The organism is Pedobacter duraquae (assembly GCF_004362245.1).
GTDB classification, from domain to species: domain Bacteria; phylum Bacteroidota; class Bacteroidia; order Sphingobacteriales; family Sphingobacteriaceae; genus Pedobacter; species Pedobacter duraquae.
The window spans coordinates 802,503-821,761 of the sequence record NZ_SNWM01000001.1 but is presented as its reverse complement, the minus strand read 5'-3'; the positions used below and the strand labels follow the sequence as shown (position 1 = coordinate 821,761).

The following is a 19,259-nucleotide window of genomic DNA, read 5'->3' as shown; positions in this document are numbered from 1 at the left end:
ATTCGAAAAGTGTATTTCTTATCCTACATCAATCTTGGTGGAAGTAAATAGGTTTAATTTTGCTTTTATAAATCAAGACAGATATTATGAAAAAGATTTTTTTATTCATGCTTGCCCTTTCTATAAGCGCAGCATCCTTTGCACAAACTAAATGGTCAGTAGATCCAATGCATTCATTCGTTACTTTCGAAGTGAAGCACATGGGTATTTCTTTTGTTGATGGTTCTTTCAAGAAATTTGAAGGTACAATTGATGCAGCAAAGGCAGACCTTACCGATGCAAAAATTAATTTTACTGTTGATGTAAACAGTATCAATACAGACGTTGAACCTAGAAATAACCACCTGAAAACGGATGATTTTTTCAATGCTGCAAAATTTCCAACGATGACTTTTGTTAGTACTTCTTTCAAGAAAGTTAAAGATGGTAACTACGCGCTGAGCGGCAAACTTACAATACGTGATGTAACGAAAGATGTTGTTTTCAATGTTGTTTATGGCGGTACTGCTAAAGATCAACAGTCAAATGTTAAGGCTGGTTTTAACGCGACAACAACCATCAACAGGTTAGATTACAATATCAAATACGACCCAACCGGAATGGGTGTAGCTAAAGACGTTAAAATTACCTTGAACCTGGAGTTTGTACAGGCTAAATAATTTTACTGGTTAGAATGAGAGGGCTGTTGGGTGTAAAAACCTGACAGCTTTTTTGTGTCAAATGACATTTTATTCCTCCTATTACCGATAGAAATAGTTAAAATTGGACTATGAAATTTCTTCCTGCTATAGCGCTGTTCCTGCTTTGTTCGACCTGTTCTGCGCAGTCTTTGCGCACGAGAACGGCGAAGCTGATGGGAGCACGTTTTGATATTAGCATTGTTGCGAAAGATACTGCTGCTGCTGAGCGCAATATAGATACCGTAATTGCAGAAATAACGCGTATTGAAAATCTCATTTCAGACTGGATCCCTGCATCGCAAGTATCTCAGGTAAATAAAAATGCCGGAATAGCTCCTGTAAAAGTGGACCGCGAAGTTATTGAGCTAACCGAGCGGGCGCTTAAACTTTCTGAAATTACCGGTGGGGCTTTCGACGTGAGTTTCGCTTCTATGGACAGGATATGGAAGTTTGATGGGTCGATGACAGAAATGCCCTCTGAAGAAGCAATTAAGAACTCTGTGGCCAGAGTGGGCTACAAGAATATTATTGTCGATAGGGAGCAATCTACTATATTTTTAAAGTTGCCGGGAATGAAAATTGGTTTCGGCGCTTTAGGGGAGGGCTACGCGGCCGACAAATGCCGGGAGATGATGTTGCGGAAAGGCATTCGTGCGGGAATTGTTAACGGCTCTGGTGATATGGCGACCTGGGGGAAACAACCTAACGGAAAGCCATGGAACATCGGAATCACCAATCCTTTTGATGACCATCAGCTGGTTGCTGTTGTTCCATTGCGTCAGGGTGCGGTGGTAACTTCTGGCAGCTATGAGAAATTTGTAGAGTTTAATGGTAAGCGGTATGCGCATATCATCAATCCGCATACAGGATATCCTGCCACGGGATTATGCAGCGTTACCGTATTTGGGCCGAGTGCGGAAATGGCAAATGGCTTTAGCACGTCGATCATGGTTCTTGGAAAAGAAGCAGGTCTCAGGCTCATTAAAAACTATCCTGAGTTATCCTGCATCTTAATTACTGATGATGGGCATTTTTTCTCTTCTGATAATCTGGATTTGAAAAAATTCAAGCCTGCTAGAAGTTAATAGCAATCCATCAATACCTGGTTGTGCGACTGGTAAAAGCTGAGGCTTTTATCATTTTCGGACTGGCAGATCGTTTCCAGGAATTCGGTTACATTCTGCTGCATGGCAAGCGATCCGCAGATCATGATGACTCCATTTTCTTTTAATGTCTTCGCAATGAAGAATCCGTCGCGGTGTAAAAGATCCTTCACATATTGTTTTTCCTGTTCCCTGGAATAAGCGACGTTGAGCTTAGTGAGTCGTTGCTGAGCAATATGGCTATCCATCCCTTTCTGATATAATTCAAAAGATGAGGCTCCACGGAATCCACAATATAAATGGCAAGGTACGTTTCTGGTGTTTTGAGCGATCATCCCGAGAAATGGCGCGATGCCCGTCCCGTTAGATATCATGATAACCGCTGAAGCTTTCTTAGGGAAATGGAAGTGGCTATTGCCGATAATACGTGCTTTAATGGTATCTCCAGGCTGCAGGTTATATAGAAATCCTGATCCCAGTCCGTTATTATGCAGCTTCACGCTGAGCTGTACATCCTGAGCGACGCGGCCGATAGAATACTGGCGCTCCCGGTAGTCATTTGCCGGATAAATGGCCAGCAAATCACCCGAAGTAAAAGTTGTTCTCCCAGCGGGTTTTAATCGAATCAGGAAAGCACCGTCTTCATGGCTGATCTCTGTTTTTGAAATGACTGAAAGTTGTTTTAAGCGTTTTGGTTTTGACGCAAGCAGTTCCGGGGCAATGTTGATTGGTAGTCCAGATTTTTGTGACCATACATCCAGCCAAAGCTTAAAATCATCAGGAGATTTATCATTTACAGTATGGATTTCTGTTAATGGTACAGCCCATTTCTGTAAAGAAAGGTGATTGTTAACTTCGTAGGCAAACTTGCAGAAGTCGGGATAAGCATGTGAGCCAAAACCCAATACTGAGAAATTAACGGGCTGAAGCTGCGGTTTCTTTTCCAAAAGTGCCAGGAACTTACCTGCATTAGTAGGTGGATTACCAAGGCCGTATGTAGCGGTAAGGATGATGATATGCTCTGCTTTGGGATAAACGGTATACGTGTTAAGTTCGCCAACATAGGATGTGGCACCGCTTTTAAGGATCTGCTCATGAAGGGCGTTCGCATATTTGAACGTACTGCCGTTTTCTGATCCGATCAAAATGATGTACTGGGACTTGTCGCTCTTGAACTTATTTTTAATCCTGTTTTTTCTGCGGTTTAGCGTGATGGCAAATCCAGAATAAATGAAGAACAATATGTTGGCAGAGGCAAGCGCCAGGACAAGTGCCCAAAGGATGTTGGTACGCCCGGTATGGAGATCCAGACTCAGCGTGGCCATCATTGTAGTTAGTGGGTAGGGGATTTCATCGATAACCTCGCCGGTAAACTGATTTACAACAATTTCCCTATCCTTTAATTTCAGCAGGAAATAATCTTCTACATCTTCTGAAAAAGGGAATTCTACAGACTGGACGTCAGATAGCTTTGTTTTTTTGAAAATGCTGAAATCCGTCAGTTTGACTTCAGGCGCTTCTTTTAAGCTATCGAAGTCTATTTTATGACTGATCTTTTTTTCATGGATCACATTGAAGCGAACAAGGGATAGGTAGGTTCCACTGCAGGAAATGATCAGGATGGGGATTAATAGAAGGCGGCCAAGAACAACATGATAGTATTGGGCGAAACTTTCTTTAACAATTTTCTTAAAAAAGTGCTTGATGCCTCGCTGGCGTTGCAAGATCAGGACGGTGCCCGATGTTGCAATAAGAAATAACAAAAATGCAGTGATGCCGATAAAAAACCTACCTGTTTCGTGCAGGAACAATGATCGGTGCAGTGTAGTTACCCATTGGAAAAAAGCGGTTTTTTTCTCTGGTTTCCCCAGTACTTTTGCCGTTAGCGGGTCGATATAGGCTGAAACGTTCTTGCCATCCATATCTGTACCCTTGAGGGTGACAAACTGATTTGCGTCAACAGAGAGTTCACTTATTTCGAGATACTCTTTTTTGAGTACGGGCAGGGTTTCTGCCAGACTGATTTGATCAAAATTAGCGACGCGGTAGGGTTGTGTTTTTTGAAGAACAGGATCGAAAGAAAGAATGATACCACTTACAGATGCGAGTGTAAGCAACAGAAAAGAAGATATAGCCAATACTAGGTGGCTATATCTCCATATCGAAATTGTCATAGATTTACAGGCTTATATCGAACTTAAGCGTACGTAGCGGATATAGCCTTTACCTTCTGTTTTCCCTGAAAGACCTTCAGTACTCAAAGGCACTTCGATGTCTTTAACATGATATTCTTTATCTTCAACAGCAGCTTCAAAGCGGATAGAGTAACCTGCGTTCAGTTTGGAGTTTTCAATCTCCAATACGGTTACACTTCTATCTCCACCAGTGATTGACGCACCGGTAATCGCGCTGATGTTACTTGGTTTTTTTGAATAAAATTTATGCCATTCTTTGATGTCTTTGTACCATTTTTTATCAGAACCCATTACGTAAAGGGTTTTCTCATAAGCCCCTTTAGGGTTGATCAGAGAAACGGCGATGTAAGCACCTTCACCGAGGTAATTGGTCATTTGAACCAGGCATTTGTATTTTGTGGTTCCGGCAGTCTGTGCATTTGAAATGCGGGGTAAACAAAGTACTAAAAGTAGGGAAAAGCAGATTTTATAGAAATTGCGCATGATATTATTTTAGGAAATTAACAGATACATTCTTTTTAGTCAGGTATTCATTTTCGCTGGCCAGATCAAAAGGACTTTCTTTAAGGTCTGTAAGAACGTCTTTTTTTGCACCAGAAGCGATCAGATATTTCAACACGGTATCGTCATGGGCAATCAGAGCTGCTTTATGCAGTGCTGTCATGCCTTCTTTGTTTTTACCGTTGATATCTGCGTTGAATGATCCAACACGTTTGATCAGCGCCATATCATCTTTCGCTACGGCAAGGTGATAAACAGTATTGCCGTTTTTTTGAGGAGCGGCCATATCCAGACCTTTGTCCTGCAGAATTTTTACTTTAGCTTCAAATGCTTCAGCACGTTGTGGGCTGTAAGATTGAATTACATAATAGCCCAGGTTATCGCCAGCTGCATCAACAGCATTCACGTTTGCACCTTTAGCAATCAGTAAGCTAACAACTTCAGGGCTGTTGCTGCGTACGGCCATAGCTAATGCAGTAAGTCCTTTTTTGTTGGCAATGTTGATGTCTTTTATCTTAGTACCTAATAATTCGATCACTACAGGGTCTGTGTTAGATGCAGCAGCCAGCATAAAAGGTGTATTACCATCATTATCGGCTTTGTTCACATCGACACCCTTGGCAATGAAGTGGTTAATCAATTCAGCTTGTTTCGGTCTGCGTGCAATAGCGTGCAGTACGTTTTCTCCATTTTTACCAATTACCGTAGGTTTGAGGTTCAGGCTTTCCAGGTATTGAAATGTTTCAAGTGATCCTCCTGCGGCACCACGTGCTCCCTGTGCGGCTAATAAAAATGCGTTGTCGTTATATTTTACCCCTTTTTGTACCAGTGCTTTCAATAGCTCTATATTTCCTGTTCTGGTTGCATAAGCAAAGGCGGTATTACCGTTTGCATCAACAGCATTGATGTCGAGTCCTTTGGAAACAAAGTAGTTCATTAATGCAAAGTCTTTATCATTAGCGACAGAAAGCATTAATGCATTGGCACCATCACTGTTTACGTCTTTTTTAACATTGACGCCATTTTTAATCAGGATGTCGTATACTTTGGTGTTGGCCTGACTACCTGCAGCGAAAGTTAGCGGGGTAGCACCATGGCTATCCATGATATTTGTTTTTGCCCCTTTGCTGATCAGGTATTCCATAACGTCGGTATTGCCACGCATAGCCGCCCAGAAAATATAAGTTCTGCTGTCGTGCGTAATTTTATTGGCATCGTTTCCTTTTTGATCCAATAAAAATTTGATGGATTCTGTTGGAGCTTGTGAGTTGATGGCATATACCACAGGGTCAAACATGTTACTGGTAGTTTCGGCAGGATTGGCGCCTTTAGCTATTTCTGCCTGGACAGCAGCAACATTGGGTTGGTTTTTCCAGAATGACTGGTCTAATAATGCATTTTTTTGAGCCTGAGCACCAAAAGCACATAGAACGAATGCGGCAATGAAAAGTTTTTTCATAATTCGGTTATAGGAGTAGGAGTTAATATTTTATCGATTTGCTTATGCAGAATCTTAGATAGGGGCAAATCTAATAAGAATGATTTTAAATAAGAAGCCTAATTTAGATTAATTTCAAATTGTCACAAACAATTTAGCTTATTAAAAAAGCATTATAGATTTAATTATCAGGTGGATTTGCCATTATTCCGGATAATCATGATTAGGTTGAAATAAAATTAGGAGTTTAAATAATTTTTATAAATTTACAGCAACTTTAGGGGTGTCCACATATGGACTGAGATAATACCCTTTGAACCTGATGCAGTTAGTACTGCCGAAGGGAAAAGTGACAACAACGGTGTCGTCGTGCGCGTTGTTTTTTCTTTCCTCCATACGGGGCCATTCCTAAAGATTATTTTTTTAGCTACAGAATGGAAATTACCGTAAACCACCAAACGTATCAGGTTACCGATGTATGCAGTATCGAACAGATGCTTAATGTCGTATTGCCTTTATCGCAATCCGGCATTGCCGTTGCTATTAACGAGGTTATCATCCCAAAAAAATCCTGGTCATCTGAGCTGATCAAATCAAACGATCAAATCCTAATTATTAGAGCCACACAAGGCGGATAAGCCTAAAAAACATTCAGATGAAAACAGAAAAAATCCCAACAGCACAGGTATTAACTACCACACCGTTTCCGGCGTCCCGAAAAGTTTTTGTTCAGGGGCAAATTCACGACATACAAGTTGCTATGCGTGAAATCAGTTTAAGTGATACTAAACTACATGGGCGGTTTGGGGAGACAGAACCCAACCCTCCGATAACCGTTTATGATACCAGCGGACCGTATACAGATGTGGATGCTGACATTGACGTTAAAAAGGGGCTTCCGCGCCTGCGCGAAAAATGGATTATGGATCGTGGAGATGTGGAGCAGCTTGATGAGATATCCTCGCAATATGGACAACAGCGGTTACATGACAGTAATCTTGATGCCCTGCGTTTTGGTTATGTGAGCAAGCCTATGCGTGCGAAAGCCGGAGAGAACGTTTCGCAGATGCATTATGCCAGGAAAGGTGTTATCACACCTGAGATGGAATACATCGCAATCCGTGAAAATCAACGTGCTGATCTGCTGAAGGAACAGCTTAACGACCAGTATGCGGTAATGAACCATCAACACCAGGGGCACAGCTTTGGTGCAAATACACCCAAAGGAGAAATTACGGCCGAGTTTGTTCGTCAGGAAGTAGCTGCCGGACGAGCTGTCATTCCGGCAAATATCAATCATCCTGAAATTGAGCCTATGATTATCGGTCGAAATTTTCTGGTTAAGATCAATGCCAATATTGGGAATTCGGCGGTAACATCCAGCATAGAGGAGGAAGTAGAGAAAGCTGTATGGGCATGCCGCTGGGGAGCAGATACCATCATGGATCTTTCAACAGGTAAAAATATCCATGAAACACGGGAATGGATCATCCGTAATTCTCCTGTTCCTATCGGTACTGTTCCAATTTATCAGGCATTGGAGAAAGTAAACGGCAAGGCCGAAGACCTTACCTGGGAGCTGTTCAGGGATACATTAATTGAGCAGGCGGAGCGGGGTGTCGACTATTTTACCATCCATGCTGGCGTATTGCTGCGGTATGTTCCGTTGACGGCCAAGCGGATTACGGGCATTGTATCCCGCGGAGGCTCTATCATGGCGAAATGGTGTCTTGCACATCACAAGGAAAACTTCCTGTACACCCATTTTGAGGAAATCTGCGAAATCATGAAAGCATATGATGTCTCGTTTTCTTTGGGCGATGGGCTGCGTCCGGGCTGTATTGCTGACGCTAATGATGCCGCTCAGTTTGGAGAATTAGAGACGCTTGGAGAGCTGACTAAAATTGCATGGAAGCATGACATACAGACGATTATTGAAGGGCCAGGTCATGTGCCTATGCATCTGATCAAAGAAAACATGGAAAAGCAACTGGAACATTGTTCGGAAGCACCTTTTTATACCCTTGGACCGTTAACTACGGATATTGCACCGGGCTACGATCATATTACCTCCGCCATCGGCGCGGCTATGATCGGTTGGTTTGGGACGGCAATGTTGTGTTATGTAACGCCTAAAGAACATTTGGGCTTACCAAATAAGAAAGACGTAAAAGATGGTGTAATCACCTATAAAATCGCTGCCCATGCTGCAGATCTTGCGAAGGGGCACCCAGGAGCGCAATACCGTGATAATGCTTTAAGCAAGGCCAGATTTGAATTTAGGTGGGAGGATCAGTTTAATCTATCGCTGGATCCGGATACGGCTAAGGAGTTTCATGACGAGACGCTACCTGCTGACGGAGCAAAAATTGCCCACTTCTGTTCGATGTGCGGGCCGAACTTCTGCTCGATGAAGATTACACAGGATGTGCGCGAGTATGCCAAGGAGAATGGAATGGAAGAAAATGATGCTTTAGCAAAAGGAATGGCCGAGAAGTCGAAAGAATTTGCAGAAAAAGGAAGCGAGTTATATCTATAATGAAGCTAATTGTCATTACGGCACCCTGGGTTGTAGCGCAAGAAGCACAACTGATCAACGCGCTATTTGATGCCGGAATGTCTTGTTTACATCTCCGCAAGCCAAACTGGAATGTAGATCAGTTTGATAAACTGCTGCGGGATGTAACGCCGGCCTTTTATCAATATATTGTTTTACACCAGCATCATGTACTGGTTGATGAATTGAAGTTGAAAGGGGTTCACTATCCGGAATATCAGCGGTTGAAAACTCCGCCAGCGCTTATTTCTGAACATAGGAAACAAGGGCTAACTGTCAGTACGTCGATCCATAACATCACTTCACTGGCGGATACAAGCGCATTTGACTATGTTTTTTTTGGTCCGGTGTTCAACAGTATATCCAAGTCGGATTACAATGCCTTGCCTATCGAAGCCGTAAAAGACCTCCCTAAAGGGCAGGGGCCTGAAATCATAGCCCTTGGAGGTATCAATCTGGATAACCTTAGCGGGGCTTTGGAAATTGGCTTTGATGGCGTTGCCGTATTAGGACACCTTTGGATGGAACCTGAAAAGGCGCTGGAAAGATTTAAACGACTACAAACTAAATTACGATATGAATTTGGACAAACAGATTAGCAGACTGCATTATATATCTCAGGAGTCTGCAGATAAAACACATATTGCTGCGATACTTACTGCCCTGAGGGCGGGTTGTAAATGGATTCAGCTACGGGTTAAGAACCGTGCAGAAGAGGAGGTTTTAAAACTCGCTTTCGAAGTCCGGGATCTATGTAAGGAGTACAGTGCGCAGCTTATCATTAATGATTATCCTGAAGTTGCGCTGCAGGTAAATGCGCATGGATTACATCTGGGCCTTTTGGATATGCCTGTTGCTCAGGCGCGGCTGATCGTAGGCACTAAACTTGTGATTGGAGGTACTGCGAACACCTTTGATCATGTTTGCCGACGGGTAGCAGAAGGGGTTGATTACATTGGTCTGGGACCATTCCGCTTTACCAGGACAAAGGAAAATCTAAGTCCTATTTTGGGCATTTCAGGTTTCAGGACGATCATGAAACAGGTTCAGATGGCGGGCATTGCTACTCCTATTATTGCTATTGGTGGAATTACCGCGGCAGACGTACCGGAACTTCTTGATGCGGGTGTTTTCGGTGTGGCAATGTCTGGGGCAATAACGCAGTTTACCGAACCAATGGATGAGGTTGACCGCTTACATAAACAATTAGATCAAATATCATTCACGAACAGCTAACATAAAATGTTAAAAATAGCAGATAAGACCTTTCAGTCCAGATTATTTACTGGTACAGGTAAATTTAGTTCAGCCAGCCTGATGGAAGAGGCATTGCTGGCCTCGGGCTCCGAGCTTGTTACAGTAGCACTAAAAAGAGTTGATTTTAAAAATAACGAATCAGATAATCTATTGCGGCATCTGGCGTTTCCACACCTCAATTTATTGCCTAACACATCGGGTGTCAGGACGGCTAAGGAAGCTGTATTTGCCGCCCAGCTGGCCCGTGAAGCATTGGAAACCAACTGGATCAAATTAGAAATTCATCCTGATCCAAAATACCTCATGCCCGATCCGATAGAGACGTTGAAAGCCACAGAAGAACTTGCCAAGCTTGGTTTCGTTGTGTTGCCCTATATCCATGCCGATCCGGTGTTGTGTAAAAGACTGGAGGATGCTGGAACCGCTGCGGTAATGCCTTTGGGATCTCCAATAGGCAGTAACAAAGGCTTAAAGACTATAGATTTTCTGGAGATCATAATAAGTCAGAGTACCGTACCTGTTATTATAGATGCCGGCATTGGTGCTCCGTCGGATGCCGCCTGGGCAATGGAGATCGGTGCTGATGCAGTATTGGTAAATACCGCAATTGCTGTTTCCGCAAATCCGGTGCTGATGGCAGCAGCTTTCAAGATGGCTGTAGAAGCGGGAAGGACGGCCTTTGAAGCCAAATTGGCACAATCATCTCCACATGCGGTTGCAAGCAGCCCTTTAACTTCCTTTCTCGATGCATAACTTTGCTCATATATTTGATCAGTATGATTGGGATCAAACCAAAAAAAGCATTTACGCTAAAACTTCGGCAGATGTGGAACGGGCGCTGGCGTCTGACAAGCGTACATTAGAAGATTTTAAATCCCTGATATCGCCTGCGGCATCACCATATCTGGAAAAGATGGCGCAAATTAGTCAGCAGCTAACCCGAAAACGGTTTGGCAAGGTTATACAAATGTATGTGCCGCTTTATCTTTCTAATGAATGTAATAATATATGCACCTATTGCGGATTTAGCTACGATAATAAAGTAAGGCGTAAAACACTATCTGCGATAGAGATCATGCAGGAAGTAATGGTAATCAAAGCAATGGGTTTTGACCATGTGCTGCTGGTAACGGGAGAGGATAATCAACATGTTCATGTCGATTATTTTAAAATGGTACTCGAATTAATCCGGCCATATTTTTCGCATATTTCTATAGAGGTGCAGCCATTAGATACCGCAGATTACGAGCAACTGAAACCCTATGGACTGAATACGGTATTGGTCTATCAGGAGACCTACCACCGGGAGGATTACAAGAAACACCATCCCAAAGGAAAGAAATCCAACTTCGGGTACCGGCTGGATACTCCTGATCGGTTAGGTGCATCGGAAATTCATAAGATGGGTTTGGGAGTTTTGATTGGTTTGGAAGACTGGCGGACGGATTGTTTCTTCACTGCGCTTCATCTTGACTATCTGGAGAAGCGCTATTGGCAGAGCAGGTACAGCATATCCTTTCCGCGGTTGCGGCCATTTAGTGGTGGAATGGAGCCGAAGGTAGAGATGAGCGATCGGGAGTTGGTACAGCTGATTTGTGCCTATCGTTTATTTAATGAAGAAGTGGAACTATCTATCTCTACGCGGGAGACACCAGAATTCCGGAACCATATTATTAATCTGGGTATAACGGCCATGAGTGCGGGATCTAAAACGAACCCCGGAGGCTATGCAGTGGCTCCAGAATCATTGGAGCAATTTGAGATATCTGATGAGCGTAGTGCTGCGGAGATTGCTGCAATGATCAGCGCTCAGGGATATGAGCCTATCTGGAAAGATTGGGACAATTGTTTAACACATTAAAAAATATGCTGAGCAGGGAAGAATTGGGAAGATACAGCCGGCAGATGCTATTGCCAGAGATCGGCATTGCAGGGCAGGAGAAATTAAGATCGGCCAGCGTATTTGTTATTGGTGCCGGAGGACTTGGTTGTCCGGTTTTGCAATATCTGGTTAGTGCTGGAGTTGGCAGGATTGGTATTATAGACCACGATATTGTTGATCTAAGTAATCTGCAGCGGCAGATCCTATATAATGATACTGATATAGGCTTATCAAAAGCATTGACTGCAAAAAGGAAACTAGAGCTGCTTAACCCGTTTGTCATGATTGAGGCTTATCCAGAAAAGCTCGTTGCGGAAAATGCGATGACCTTGATCGGTAGGTATGACCTGGTAATTGATGGTTCAGATAATTTCCCAACGCGCTATCTTGTCAACGACAGCTGTGTTGCTGCTGGCATACCGCTTGTTTTCGGATCTATTTTAGGATTTGAAGGGCAGATTTCCGTTTTTAACTATAAGGGCGGACCTAATTATCGCGACGTTTTTACGGAGGCGCCGGACGAAGGTGAATCGCCCAACTGCACGGAGATCGGCGTAGTCGGAGCTTTACCGGGGGTTATCGGAACATATATGGCTGCCGAAGCGATCAAGATCATCTGCGGGTTTGGCGTAATCTTGTCTGGTAAACTTTTGATCCTGAATATGCTGAATCATCAGCAGCATATTTTTACCATAGGCAGCAAGAGCACGCAGTCGGAATCGAAAGCCTCTGTGAAATTCCAGGATTGCGAAATCGATATAGTCAGATTCAGGGCGTTGCAGGATGATGTTTCAGAAAATATATTTTTAGTTGATGTACGCGAAAATTATGAATTTGAAGCCGAGAATATCGGAGGTATAAATATTCCGCTTTATGAATTGCGGGAACAAATTGCGACTTTACCGTTAGACAAGAAACTGGTTTTCATTTGCGAAACAGGACAAAGGAGTAAAATGGCTGTTCAATTATTACGCCCGATGCTGTCGGCAGAGCTATACTACTTAAGCGGAAGATTTTCTGGCTAATTCAAACAAAATCGTGGTAATTTACCAGGGATGTTGTATTTTGGTGGTCAACCAAATAACAAGCACAATGCGTTTTTTTTCTATTTTAGCTGCCTTACTTTTAATACACCTAGCTGCCGGTGCGCAAACCCAGCAGCAAAGCAGTGGCTGGTTGTTTTTGCTTAACAATACAAAGATCGCAGAAAAATGGGGTGCCTATGCCGATATGCAAATCCGCTCTTCAGATAAGTGGGAAAACGTAAGGAACTTCCTGTTCAGACCCGGGGTGACTTATTACGCGAATAGCAAAAACGAAATCACATTGGGTTACCTGTTAAATCAAACTTTTACCCACAATATCGGTTCTGCCGATAATATGCTGACAGAACATAGAATCTGGGAGCAATACGTGTTCAAACACAAGATCAGTACGATCAGCGTAGCACACCGGTTTAGGATGGAGCAGCGCTTTATCGAGCGTAATGGAAAAGATGATCTGTTTGCGCAACGACTTCGTTATTTCTTCAGATTTATCTTGCCATTAGAGCAGGGGAAGCAAAACTTCGACAAGGGTGTATTTGCCGCGTTGCAAAATGAGCTGTTCTTCAATGTACAAAGCAAAGATCAGCTCAATGGTAAACTATTTGATCAAAACAGGGCTTATGTTGCAGGAGGATATCGGTTTAATAAACATCTGGATGTTGAGCTTGGTTATATGAATCAGGCGAGTAAAGGTTTAATATCGAATACCTCAAATAACATCTTGCAATTTGCAGTATATACCAAGTTTTAACAATGGTGAACCATCATCAGGATACCGCACGTGGAAAAAAATCAATAAATTTTCAGTTTTTAAGCGGTGATAATTCAGTTTAAATTTCTTGGGTAAGCATCTCTGGATGTCAGTAAAACACAAATTTTAGAATTTAATAATTATTTTAAATATCTTAAAATCAGTGTTTTGATTGTCTTTTAGCGGAGACTGCGCGTTAAACAACTTGCTCTTTTTTTTGTTTTTCGATTCGTACACCATTAGCTACTAAAGCACTCTGTTGGGTTGTTCGATTAAAAAAACTCATCGGATATTTCTTTCGTTAATTCCAGTACAAGATCGCCGCAGGCAACTGAGGTTCTTGTTAAGGGATCGCTGAAAACCTTTAAAAGAGTAGGCATTATTAAATTTTGTATTATGAATTTCCAAGAGTTAAATCAGAACGAAATGACAGAAATCAATGGTGGTGGATTATTTGGTAACAATGATTCATCAAGTACTGGAGGATTGTTAGGGAACATTGGAATTGGTAATTTATTATCATTTTCAAGTTCGACCCAAGACGGAGATGAAAGCTCTAGCTCATCATTCTCTGTAGGTAACGGTATCAACCTAGACCTGGGCGGATTGTTTAACAGCTTGTCAAGCTAAGAAACAAATTTTAATTACAAATAAAAGGGAGCACTTAACCGGTGCTCCCTTTTTTTGAAAAAACACGCTCCAATTTTTCATCCGGTTTATCCTTGATTCATCATTATGGAACACCAGCACTATATCTTTCCACAGGAAATTGTAGAAAATACAGCAGAATACCATTTCCAGCGGAACCGCTCAACGACACTCATTATTTATCAGCTGATTTTGCTTTTTCTGACCTGCGCTTTGCTAGCCATATTTTTTGTCAAGGTCGACGTAAATGTACAGAGTACGGGTCTTTTCAGACCGATACAGGAACGCACCGATATCAAGCCATTGATTAGCGGCCGCGTTGACTCCGTTTTTATCAAAGAGAATAGCCATGTGAAAGCCGGGCAGGTACTACTCACCATCAAGAGAGAATCGTTAGAAAGTAAGAACAGTTTGGTTAATCTGCAGCAGGCAGATGTGAATGCTCAGCTGGCCGACCTAGGTCAGCTTATCCATGCTTACAAGATCAACGATTGGTCTAAAAAGCTGGAACTTGAATCAGGATTATATAGTCAGCAGTACAGTTTATTTATGCAGCGTATCGTAGAGGCGCGATCGCGCTTGCAACTGGCTGCAAAGAATTACGATCGCTTTTTATACCTGTATAGGAAAAAGGCTGTTTCTGCGGCAGAATATGACGAAGTAAAACTAAAGCTCGACAACATCAAGAATGAATTGGGCCTGATAGCAGAAACACAGGGAAGTAAATGGCAAACTGAACTTAACGCGCTGAATATGCAATATCGGGAATTGAGTGCGCAGGATGAGCAGTACGAAGAAGATAAAGGATTTTATACCTTGAAGGCAACAGTTACGGGATCGGTACAGCAATTGAAGAGTCTTCAGGCGGGAAGTCTTGTTAGTGCAAATGAGTTGCTGGGAGAAATATCTCCCGACTCAGGTTTGATTGCCGAGACTTACGTTCTGCCAAAAGATATCGGCTTATTACGCAACGGTACAAAAGCCAAGTTCCAGATCGACGCCTACAACTACAACCAATGGGGGATGGTTGAAGGAAAGGTAATCTCCATATCGAGCGATATTTTTATGGATAAGGGCAACCAGCCTTATTTTAAGGTCAGGTGTATGCTGGATAAGCACCAGTTGAGCCTGAAAAACGGATATATAGGAAAAATTAAAAAAGGAATGACACTGCAGGCCAGATTTTTTGTAACACGGAGAACGTTATTTCAGCTCTTATACGATAAGGCAGATGACTGGCTCAATCCCAATGTTAAAGCAGTTGGAGATAAAGATAATGCGGCATGATGAAAGCTATTGATAATTTTAAAGAGCGACTGAAGAGGCGCTTTGCCGGGCGCAGAAAACAAAAACGTATCAGTGTTAAGCAGCATGATGTTACCGATTGCGGTGCCGCATGTATTGCTTCGGTAGCGGCCTATTACGATCTTGATCTTCCTATTGCGCGGATCCGGCAATATGCGTCAACCGACACGAAGGGGACGAATGTTTTGGGTTTGATTGAAGCATCGGTGAAGATTGGTTTCAGTGCGAAAGGATTAAAAGGAACCTTTGACCAACTACATACCGTGCCGTTGCCTGTTATCGCTCATGTTGTAGCGCATAACATGGCTCATTACATCGTTATCTATAAACTCAATAAAACGACTATTGAGGTTATGGACCCGGCGTATGGCGAAATGCAGGAGCTGAGCCACGAGGCCTTTCAGAAAAAATGGTCGGGTGTGCTGATTATGCTGCTTCCTGGTGATGATTTTTCTGGTGGCAACGACAAAGTGAGTATCGAACAGCGCTTTATGTACCTGCTGATGCCACATAAAGCCGTTTTGCTGCAAGTATTGGCCGGTGCAATTTTTTATACCATCCTGGGGCTTTCTACGTCAATTTTCCTTCAAAAAATTGTAGATAATGTACTGCCAGAAGGCAACAGCAATCTTTTAAATTTAATGGGGATTGTGATGATCCTGATTATCGTGCTCCAGGTCTTTATCAACCATGCTAAAACTATGCTGACTATCAGGACGGGCCAGCAGATTGATGCCCGACTGATTCTGGGATATTATAAACACCTGCTGAAGCTGCCACAACAGTTTTTCGATACCATGCGGGTTGGAGAGATTATCTCCCGGATGAATGATGCTGTAAAAATAAGGGCTTTCATAAACGACGTCCTTGTCGGTTTCCTTGTGAATGTATTTATTCTCATCTTCTCATTTGTACTGATGTTTACCTATTACTGGAAGCTGGCGCTGATTATGTTGATTGTAGTTCCTCTATATGCGGTGGTCTACTATTTCTCCAACAAACTGAATAAGCAAACGCAACGTAAGGTAATGGAGAAAACTGCTGAATTGGAAAATCAGCTGGTGGAGTCAGTCAATTCGGTCAGTACGATTAAGCGTTTTGGCCTGGAGGATTTTTCTAATTTTAAGACGGAGATTCGATTTATAGGCTTACTTAAGACTATTTATACCTCGGGTGTAAACTCTTTGTGGATTGGTAATTTCAGCGGGTTGATCTCTAGTTTATTTGCTGTTATTTTATTGTGGACGGGAGCGAGCTTTGTCATTGGCGGCGTAATCACACCCGGAGAGCTGCTATCGTTCTACGCGATCATCGGTTATTTTACGGGGCCTGTGCTCAGTCTGATCGGTATGAACAAAGTGGTTCAGGACGCACGTATTGCAGCTGACAGGTTGTTTGAAATTATGGATCTGGAACGGGAAACTACAGGAGCAAAGACTGAGCTAACCAGAGACATGGTTGGCGATATCAAGATTTCAAATATCAATTTCAGGTATGGATCGCGGGTTACAGTTTTTGAAGATTTCAGTTTGGGGATTCCAAAAGGCAAGATTACGGCTATTGTGGGGGAAAGTGGATCTGGTAAAACGACGTTATTGTCGCTGTTGCAGTTATTGTATCCATTACAATCAGGCAGTATAGAAATTGGTGAGTACGATATCAAATACCTGACTACGGGTAGTTTACGGAAAATTGTGAGTGTAGTGCCACAAGACGTGCATCTTTTTGCGGGTAATGTGATAGAGAATATCGCAGTGGGGGATATGGAGCCTGATATGAAAAGAATTATCAGTATCTGCGGTTCTATTCACATTATGGATTTCATAGAAAAGCTGCCGAATGGCTTTAACACGTATTTGGGTGAGAATGGGGCGAGTCTTTCTGGTGGGCAGCGCCAGCGACTGGCTATAGCGCGGGCGTTGTACCGTGATCCGGAAATCTTAATTCTGGATGAGGCAACGTCATCGCTCGACTCAGCGTCTGAAGAGCACGTTCACCATACAATTGAACTCCTGAGGAAGGAGGGTAAGACAATCATTGTGATCGCCCATCGACTAAGCACTGTTGTTGATGCTGATAAAATTGCTGTACTGAGTCAGGGTAAATTGATGGAGGAGGGAACGCATCAGGAGCTTCTTGATTTAAAAGGACAATATTCTGCGATGTGGGCTAAACAATACCGGCTTTAGGCGGGGTAATTCTATGGTGTTTTATTTTTGTTTTTTTCTTCAATCCAAAGTGCCATGTACTTGCTACTATTCAGCGTATTCATTTTGAGGATTTGTCCGAGGAAATTCTGATTTCTGTGGGTGACGAGTTGGGCGAAAAGTATGTTAACTGCTGCAATGAAGGCTTTTGAAAAGAGTTCTGAATCGTAGCGTTCATTTATAATCCTTATTCCATTTTGCTGCGCCTGCATCCAGGAAGCTTTATCTTTATAAAGTTTAGCTGCGGATTCAATAAAACGCTGAGGTTCATTCTCTATTGCACCTGGCCAGGGTAGCTTTCCAGACATTGACTCGGCACCGATATCGGTAGTTACACTCGGTGTGCCGGTTTGCATAGCATCGATAAACTTGCCCTTAACGCCGGCACCAAATTGAATCGGAGCGAGTAAAACCCGATGTTGCTGAATTGTTTCCTGGGCATGACCGGCACGGCCATGTACATAAAACCGTTCTTTAGGATTATGAAGTTGAGTAACCTTCTGACTGGTGTAAGCGCCATAAATGTGCATACCGGCATCAGGATGTTTTCTTCGGAGTTCTGGCCAGATTTTGGTTTTTATAAATTGTGTGGTATGCCAGTTAGGTTCGTGTAAAAAATTACCTATGAAGACGAATCCTGTGCGATCTTCAAATGATCTCCATGCTGATATGTGTTCTTGATTGATTTTGTTTTCCAGAAAGGGAAGGTAATAGAGTAGCGTTGCGTCTATGCGGTATTGATCCTGCAATAGCTGAATTTCATATTCGGAAATAATCAGCGACATGTCGCAGCGTAAAATGGAGGCAATTTCGCGTTTTGCGGTATCGCTTAGCGGCTTGGAGTTAGAGGTGCTGTTCAAAGCATGCTGTCTATCACGCCGTAAAAAGTGCAGGTCTTCGGTGTCAAGGATTTTTAACGCATCAGGACAAGTTTCTGTTATCCGCCAGCCATATTGTTCTTCAATCATAAATCTATCAAACAGTACAATTGAGGGATTGATCTCTGCTGTCAAGCGATCAAAAGATGCATCATTTAGTGTGATTGGCAATTCGGTTATACCGATTTCGGTAAGATTAAAACTAAATTCACTCTTGCTGGCTGCAGAGGCGAAAAATACGGCATATCCTTCATCAATAAACAAGGTAACTAATTGAATCATCCTTGTACCTGCGGCGGAGGAAGTCGGTTCTGGCCAGACCATTCCAATAATCAGCATACGTTTATCACTCATAGCCTGCAATGTTAGGCATTTGTTGACGGATATTGTTTTTGGAGAACGCTTACAGATTGCTGTACCAATGTTTTCAGGACTTCTGTATTTATATCTGCCAATTTTTTAATATAGATACAGCCTTTACTAGACTTATGTTTGCCTAATTTTGCAAGGAGATCATCGCGAAGCATGGGGTCGGATGCGAGGTAGAGCACCATTGCCGAGGTGCGTGGAGAAAATGCGGCAAGGGGTGCATCTCCGGAATGTCCGCTGGCATACACATAATGGTAACTGCCGAATCCTACAATGCTGGCACCCCACATCTGTGGCTGAAGTCCTGTTTGTGCGCTAAACAAGTCTATGATCTGATAACAATCCTGCCTTTTTTTTAAATCTGTTACCGAGTCGATAAAATCATTTACACTGGCTGCGGTTATTGTTGTTTTGTTTTTAGCCATTTTATTGGATTTAACCT

At 42.7% G+C, this 19,259-nt stretch carries 18 protein-coding genes and 1 riboswitch; of the genes, 13 read left to right on the top strand and 5 right to left on the bottom strand.

From position 1 onward, the window contains the following. The first annotated feature begins 86 nt into the window (after positions 1-86). Both CLV32_RS03655 and CLV32_RS03650 read left to right on the top strand, forming a co-directional pair. The gene (locus CLV32_RS03655; RefSeq protein ID WP_133552478.1) at positions 87-659 is read left to right on the top strand and encodes a YceI family protein; all 573 of its coding nucleotides are present in this window, start codon (positions 87-89) and stop codon (positions 657-659) included. 110 nt (positions 660-769) lie between these two features. Then, positions 770-1,765, top strand: coding sequence for an FAD:protein FMN transferase (locus CLV32_RS03650; protein ID WP_208110945.1), 996 nt, complete (start codon positions 770-772; stop codon positions 1,763-1,765). On the opposite strand, the gene CLV32_RS03645 is transcribed toward CLV32_RS03650, so the two are convergent. The 3 genes from CLV32_RS03645 to CLV32_RS03635 are packed head-to-tail and all read right to left on the bottom strand — an operon-like array spanning position 1,762 to position 5,938. After that, positions 1,762-3,957, bottom strand: coding sequence for a PepSY domain-containing protein (locus CLV32_RS03645; protein WP_133552476.1), 2,196 nt, complete (start codon positions 3,955-3,957; stop codon positions 1,762-1,764). The two genes, CLV32_RS03650 and CLV32_RS03645, sit on opposite strands and share 4 nt — an antisense overlap. A 12-nt stretch (positions 3,958-3,969) precedes the next feature. After that, entirely contained in the window at positions 3,970-4,461 is a 492-nt protein-coding gene (locus CLV32_RS03640) for a DUF2271 domain-containing protein (RefSeq protein WP_133552474.1), read from the bottom strand. A gap of 4 nt (positions 4,462-4,465) precedes the next feature. Beyond that, a complete protein-coding gene (locus CLV32_RS03635; RefSeq protein ID WP_133552472.1) occupies positions 4,466-5,938 on the bottom strand; it encodes an ankyrin repeat domain-containing protein in 1,473 nt (490 codons plus the stop codon). Between the two features lie 248 nt (positions 5,939-6,186). Further along, positions 6,187-6,280: riboswitch (TPP riboswitch) on the top strand. Positions 6,281-6,351: 71 nt separating this feature from the next. Here CLV32_RS03635 and thiS point away from each other — a divergent pair. From thiS to CLV32_RS03580, 11 genes are all read left to right on the top strand, one after another. Next, a complete protein-coding gene (gene thiS / locus CLV32_RS03630; RefSeq protein WP_133552469.1) occupies positions 6,352-6,555 on the top strand; it encodes a sulfur carrier protein ThiS in 204 nt (67 codons plus the stop codon). Between the two features lie 17 nt (positions 6,556-6,572). Continuing rightward, positions 6,573-8,456 carry a phosphomethylpyrimidine synthase ThiC gene (thiC, locus tag CLV32_RS03625; protein WP_133552467.1) on the top strand — a complete coding sequence of 628 codons (1,884 nt, stop codon included), beginning with the start codon at positions 6,573-6,575 and terminating at the stop codon, positions 8,454-8,456. Next, positions 8,456-9,073: a thiamine phosphate synthase gene (locus CLV32_RS03620; RefSeq protein ID WP_133552465.1), complete on the top strand. Its 618-nt coding sequence runs from the start codon at positions 8,456-8,458 to the stop codon at positions 9,071-9,073. Before thiC ends, CLV32_RS03620 begins: the two co-directional genes overlap by 1 nt. After that, positions 9,051-9,710 carry a thiamine phosphate synthase gene (locus CLV32_RS03615; RefSeq protein ID WP_133552463.1) on the top strand — a complete coding sequence of 220 codons (660 nt, stop codon included), beginning with the start codon at positions 9,051-9,053 and terminating at the stop codon, positions 9,708-9,710. Before CLV32_RS03620 ends, CLV32_RS03615 begins: the two co-directional genes overlap by 23 nt. Positions 9,711-9,716: 6 nt before the next feature. Next, positions 9,717-10,484 carry a thiazole synthase gene (locus CLV32_RS03610; RefSeq protein WP_133552461.1) on the top strand — a complete coding sequence of 256 codons (768 nt, stop codon included), beginning with the start codon at positions 9,717-9,719 and terminating at the stop codon, positions 10,482-10,484. Next, the gene (gene thiH, locus CLV32_RS03605; protein ID WP_133552459.1) at positions 10,477-11,592 is read left to right on the top strand and encodes a 2-iminoacetate synthase ThiH; all 1,116 of its coding nucleotides are present in this window, start codon (positions 10,477-10,479) and stop codon (positions 11,590-11,592) included. The genes CLV32_RS03610 and thiH overlap by 8 nt, the downstream gene beginning before the upstream one ends. A 5-nt stretch (positions 11,593-11,597) precedes the next feature. Then, a complete protein-coding gene (gene moeB, locus CLV32_RS03600; protein ID WP_133552457.1) occupies positions 11,598-12,638 on the top strand; it encodes a HesA/MoeB/ThiF family protein in 1,041 nt (346 codons plus the stop codon). Between the two features lie 67 nt (positions 12,639-12,705). Then, on the top strand, positions 12,706-13,410 hold the full coding sequence (locus tag CLV32_RS03595) for a DUF2490 domain-containing protein (RefSeq protein WP_133552455.1): 705 nt from the start codon (positions 12,706-12,708) through the stop codon (positions 13,408-13,410). A gap of 396 nt (positions 13,411-13,806) precedes the next feature. Further along, complete coding sequence (locus CLV32_RS03590; protein WP_133552453.1) at positions 13,807-14,040, top strand: hypothetical protein; 234 nt, start codon at positions 13,807-13,809, stop codon at positions 14,038-14,040. Between the two features lie 105 nt (positions 14,041-14,145). After that, positions 14,146-15,345: an HlyD family secretion protein gene (locus CLV32_RS03585; RefSeq protein ID WP_133552451.1), complete on the top strand. Its 1,200-nt coding sequence runs from the start codon at positions 14,146-14,148 to the stop codon at positions 15,343-15,345. Next, positions 15,342-17,552: a peptidase domain-containing ABC transporter gene (locus tag CLV32_RS03580; RefSeq protein WP_317130232.1), complete on the top strand. Its 2,211-nt coding sequence runs from the start codon at positions 15,342-15,344 to the stop codon at positions 17,550-17,552. Before CLV32_RS03585 ends, CLV32_RS03580 begins: the two co-directional genes overlap by 4 nt. A gap of 11 nt (positions 17,553-17,563) precedes the next feature. Here the strand turns inward: CLV32_RS03580 and CLV32_RS03575 are convergent, their stop codons facing one another. Both CLV32_RS03575 and CLV32_RS03570 read right to left on the bottom strand, forming a co-directional pair. Next, positions 17,564-18,802 (bottom strand): glycosyltransferase, encoded by a 1,239-nt coding sequence (locus CLV32_RS03575; RefSeq protein ID WP_133552449.1) that lies wholly within the window; start codon positions 18,800-18,802, stop codon positions 17,564-17,566. Positions 18,803-18,813: 11 nt separating this feature from the next. Further along, positions 18,814-19,242, bottom strand: a complete 429-nt coding sequence (locus CLV32_RS03570) for a DUF1801 domain-containing protein (RefSeq protein ID WP_133552447.1) — start codon at positions 19,240-19,242, stop codon at positions 18,814-18,816. Positions 19,243-19,259 lie beyond the last annotated feature (17 nt).

Excerpts from the sequence above, each read along its gene's own strand:
- thiS (WP_133552469.1), top strand. The coding sequence starts at position 6,352 with ATGGAAATTACCGTAAACCACCAAACGTATCAGGTTACCGATGTATGC.
- CLV32_RS03580 (WP_317130232.1), top strand. The coding sequence starts at position 15,342 with ATGATGAAAGCTATTGATAATTTTAAAGAGCGACTGAAGAGGCGCTTT.
- CLV32_RS03655 (WP_133552478.1), top strand. The coding sequence starts at position 87 with ATGAAAAAGATTTTTTTATTCATGCTTGCCCTTTCTATAAGCGCAGCA.
- CLV32_RS03615 (WP_133552463.1), top strand. The coding sequence starts at position 9,051 with ATGAATTTGGACAAACAGATTAGCAGACTGCATTATATATCTCAGGAG.
- moeB (WP_133552457.1), top strand. The coding sequence starts at position 11,598 with ATGCTGAGCAGGGAAGAATTGGGAAGATACAGCCGGCAGATGCTATTG.
- CLV32_RS03620 (WP_133552465.1), top strand. The coding sequence starts at position 8,456 with ATGAAGCTAATTGTCATTACGGCACCCTGGGTTGTAGCGCAAGAAGCA.
- thiC (WP_133552467.1), top strand. The coding sequence starts at position 6,573 with ATGAAAACAGAAAAAATCCCAACAGCACAGGTATTAACTACCACACCG.
- CLV32_RS03640 (WP_133552474.1), bottom strand. The coding sequence starts at position 4,461 with ATGCGCAATTTCTATAAAATCTGCTTTTCCCTACTTTTAGTACTTTGT.
- CLV32_RS03570 (WP_133552447.1), bottom strand. The coding sequence starts at position 19,242 with ATGGCTAAAAACAAAACAACAATAACCGCAGCCAGTGTAAATGATTTT.
- CLV32_RS03645 (WP_133552476.1), bottom strand. The coding sequence starts at position 3,957 with ATGACAATTTCGATATGGAGATATAGCCACCTAGTATTGGCTATATCT.
- CLV32_RS03575 (WP_133552449.1), bottom strand. The coding sequence starts at position 18,802 with ATGAGTGATAAACGTATGCTGATTATTGGAATGGTCTGGCCAGAACCG.
- CLV32_RS03650 (WP_208110945.1), top strand. The coding sequence starts at position 770 with ATGAAATTTCTTCCTGCTATAGCGCTGTTCCTGCTTTGTTCGACCTGT.
- CLV32_RS03590 (WP_133552453.1), top strand. The coding sequence starts at position 13,807 with ATGAATTTCCAAGAGTTAAATCAGAACGAAATGACAGAAATCAATGGT.
- CLV32_RS03595 (WP_133552455.1), top strand. The coding sequence starts at position 12,706 with ATGCGTTTTTTTTCTATTTTAGCTGCCTTACTTTTAATACACCTAGCT.
- CLV32_RS03610 (WP_133552461.1), top strand. The coding sequence starts at position 9,717 with ATGTTAAAAATAGCAGATAAGACCTTTCAGTCCAGATTATTTACTGGT.
- CLV32_RS03585 (WP_133552451.1), top strand. The coding sequence starts at position 14,146 with ATGGAACACCAGCACTATATCTTTCCACAGGAAATTGTAGAAAATACA.
- thiH (WP_133552459.1), top strand. The coding sequence starts at position 10,477 with ATGCATAACTTTGCTCATATATTTGATCAGTATGATTGGGATCAAACC.
- CLV32_RS03635 (WP_133552472.1), bottom strand. The coding sequence starts at position 5,938 with ATGAAAAAACTTTTCATTGCCGCATTCGTTCTATGTGCTTTTGGTGCT.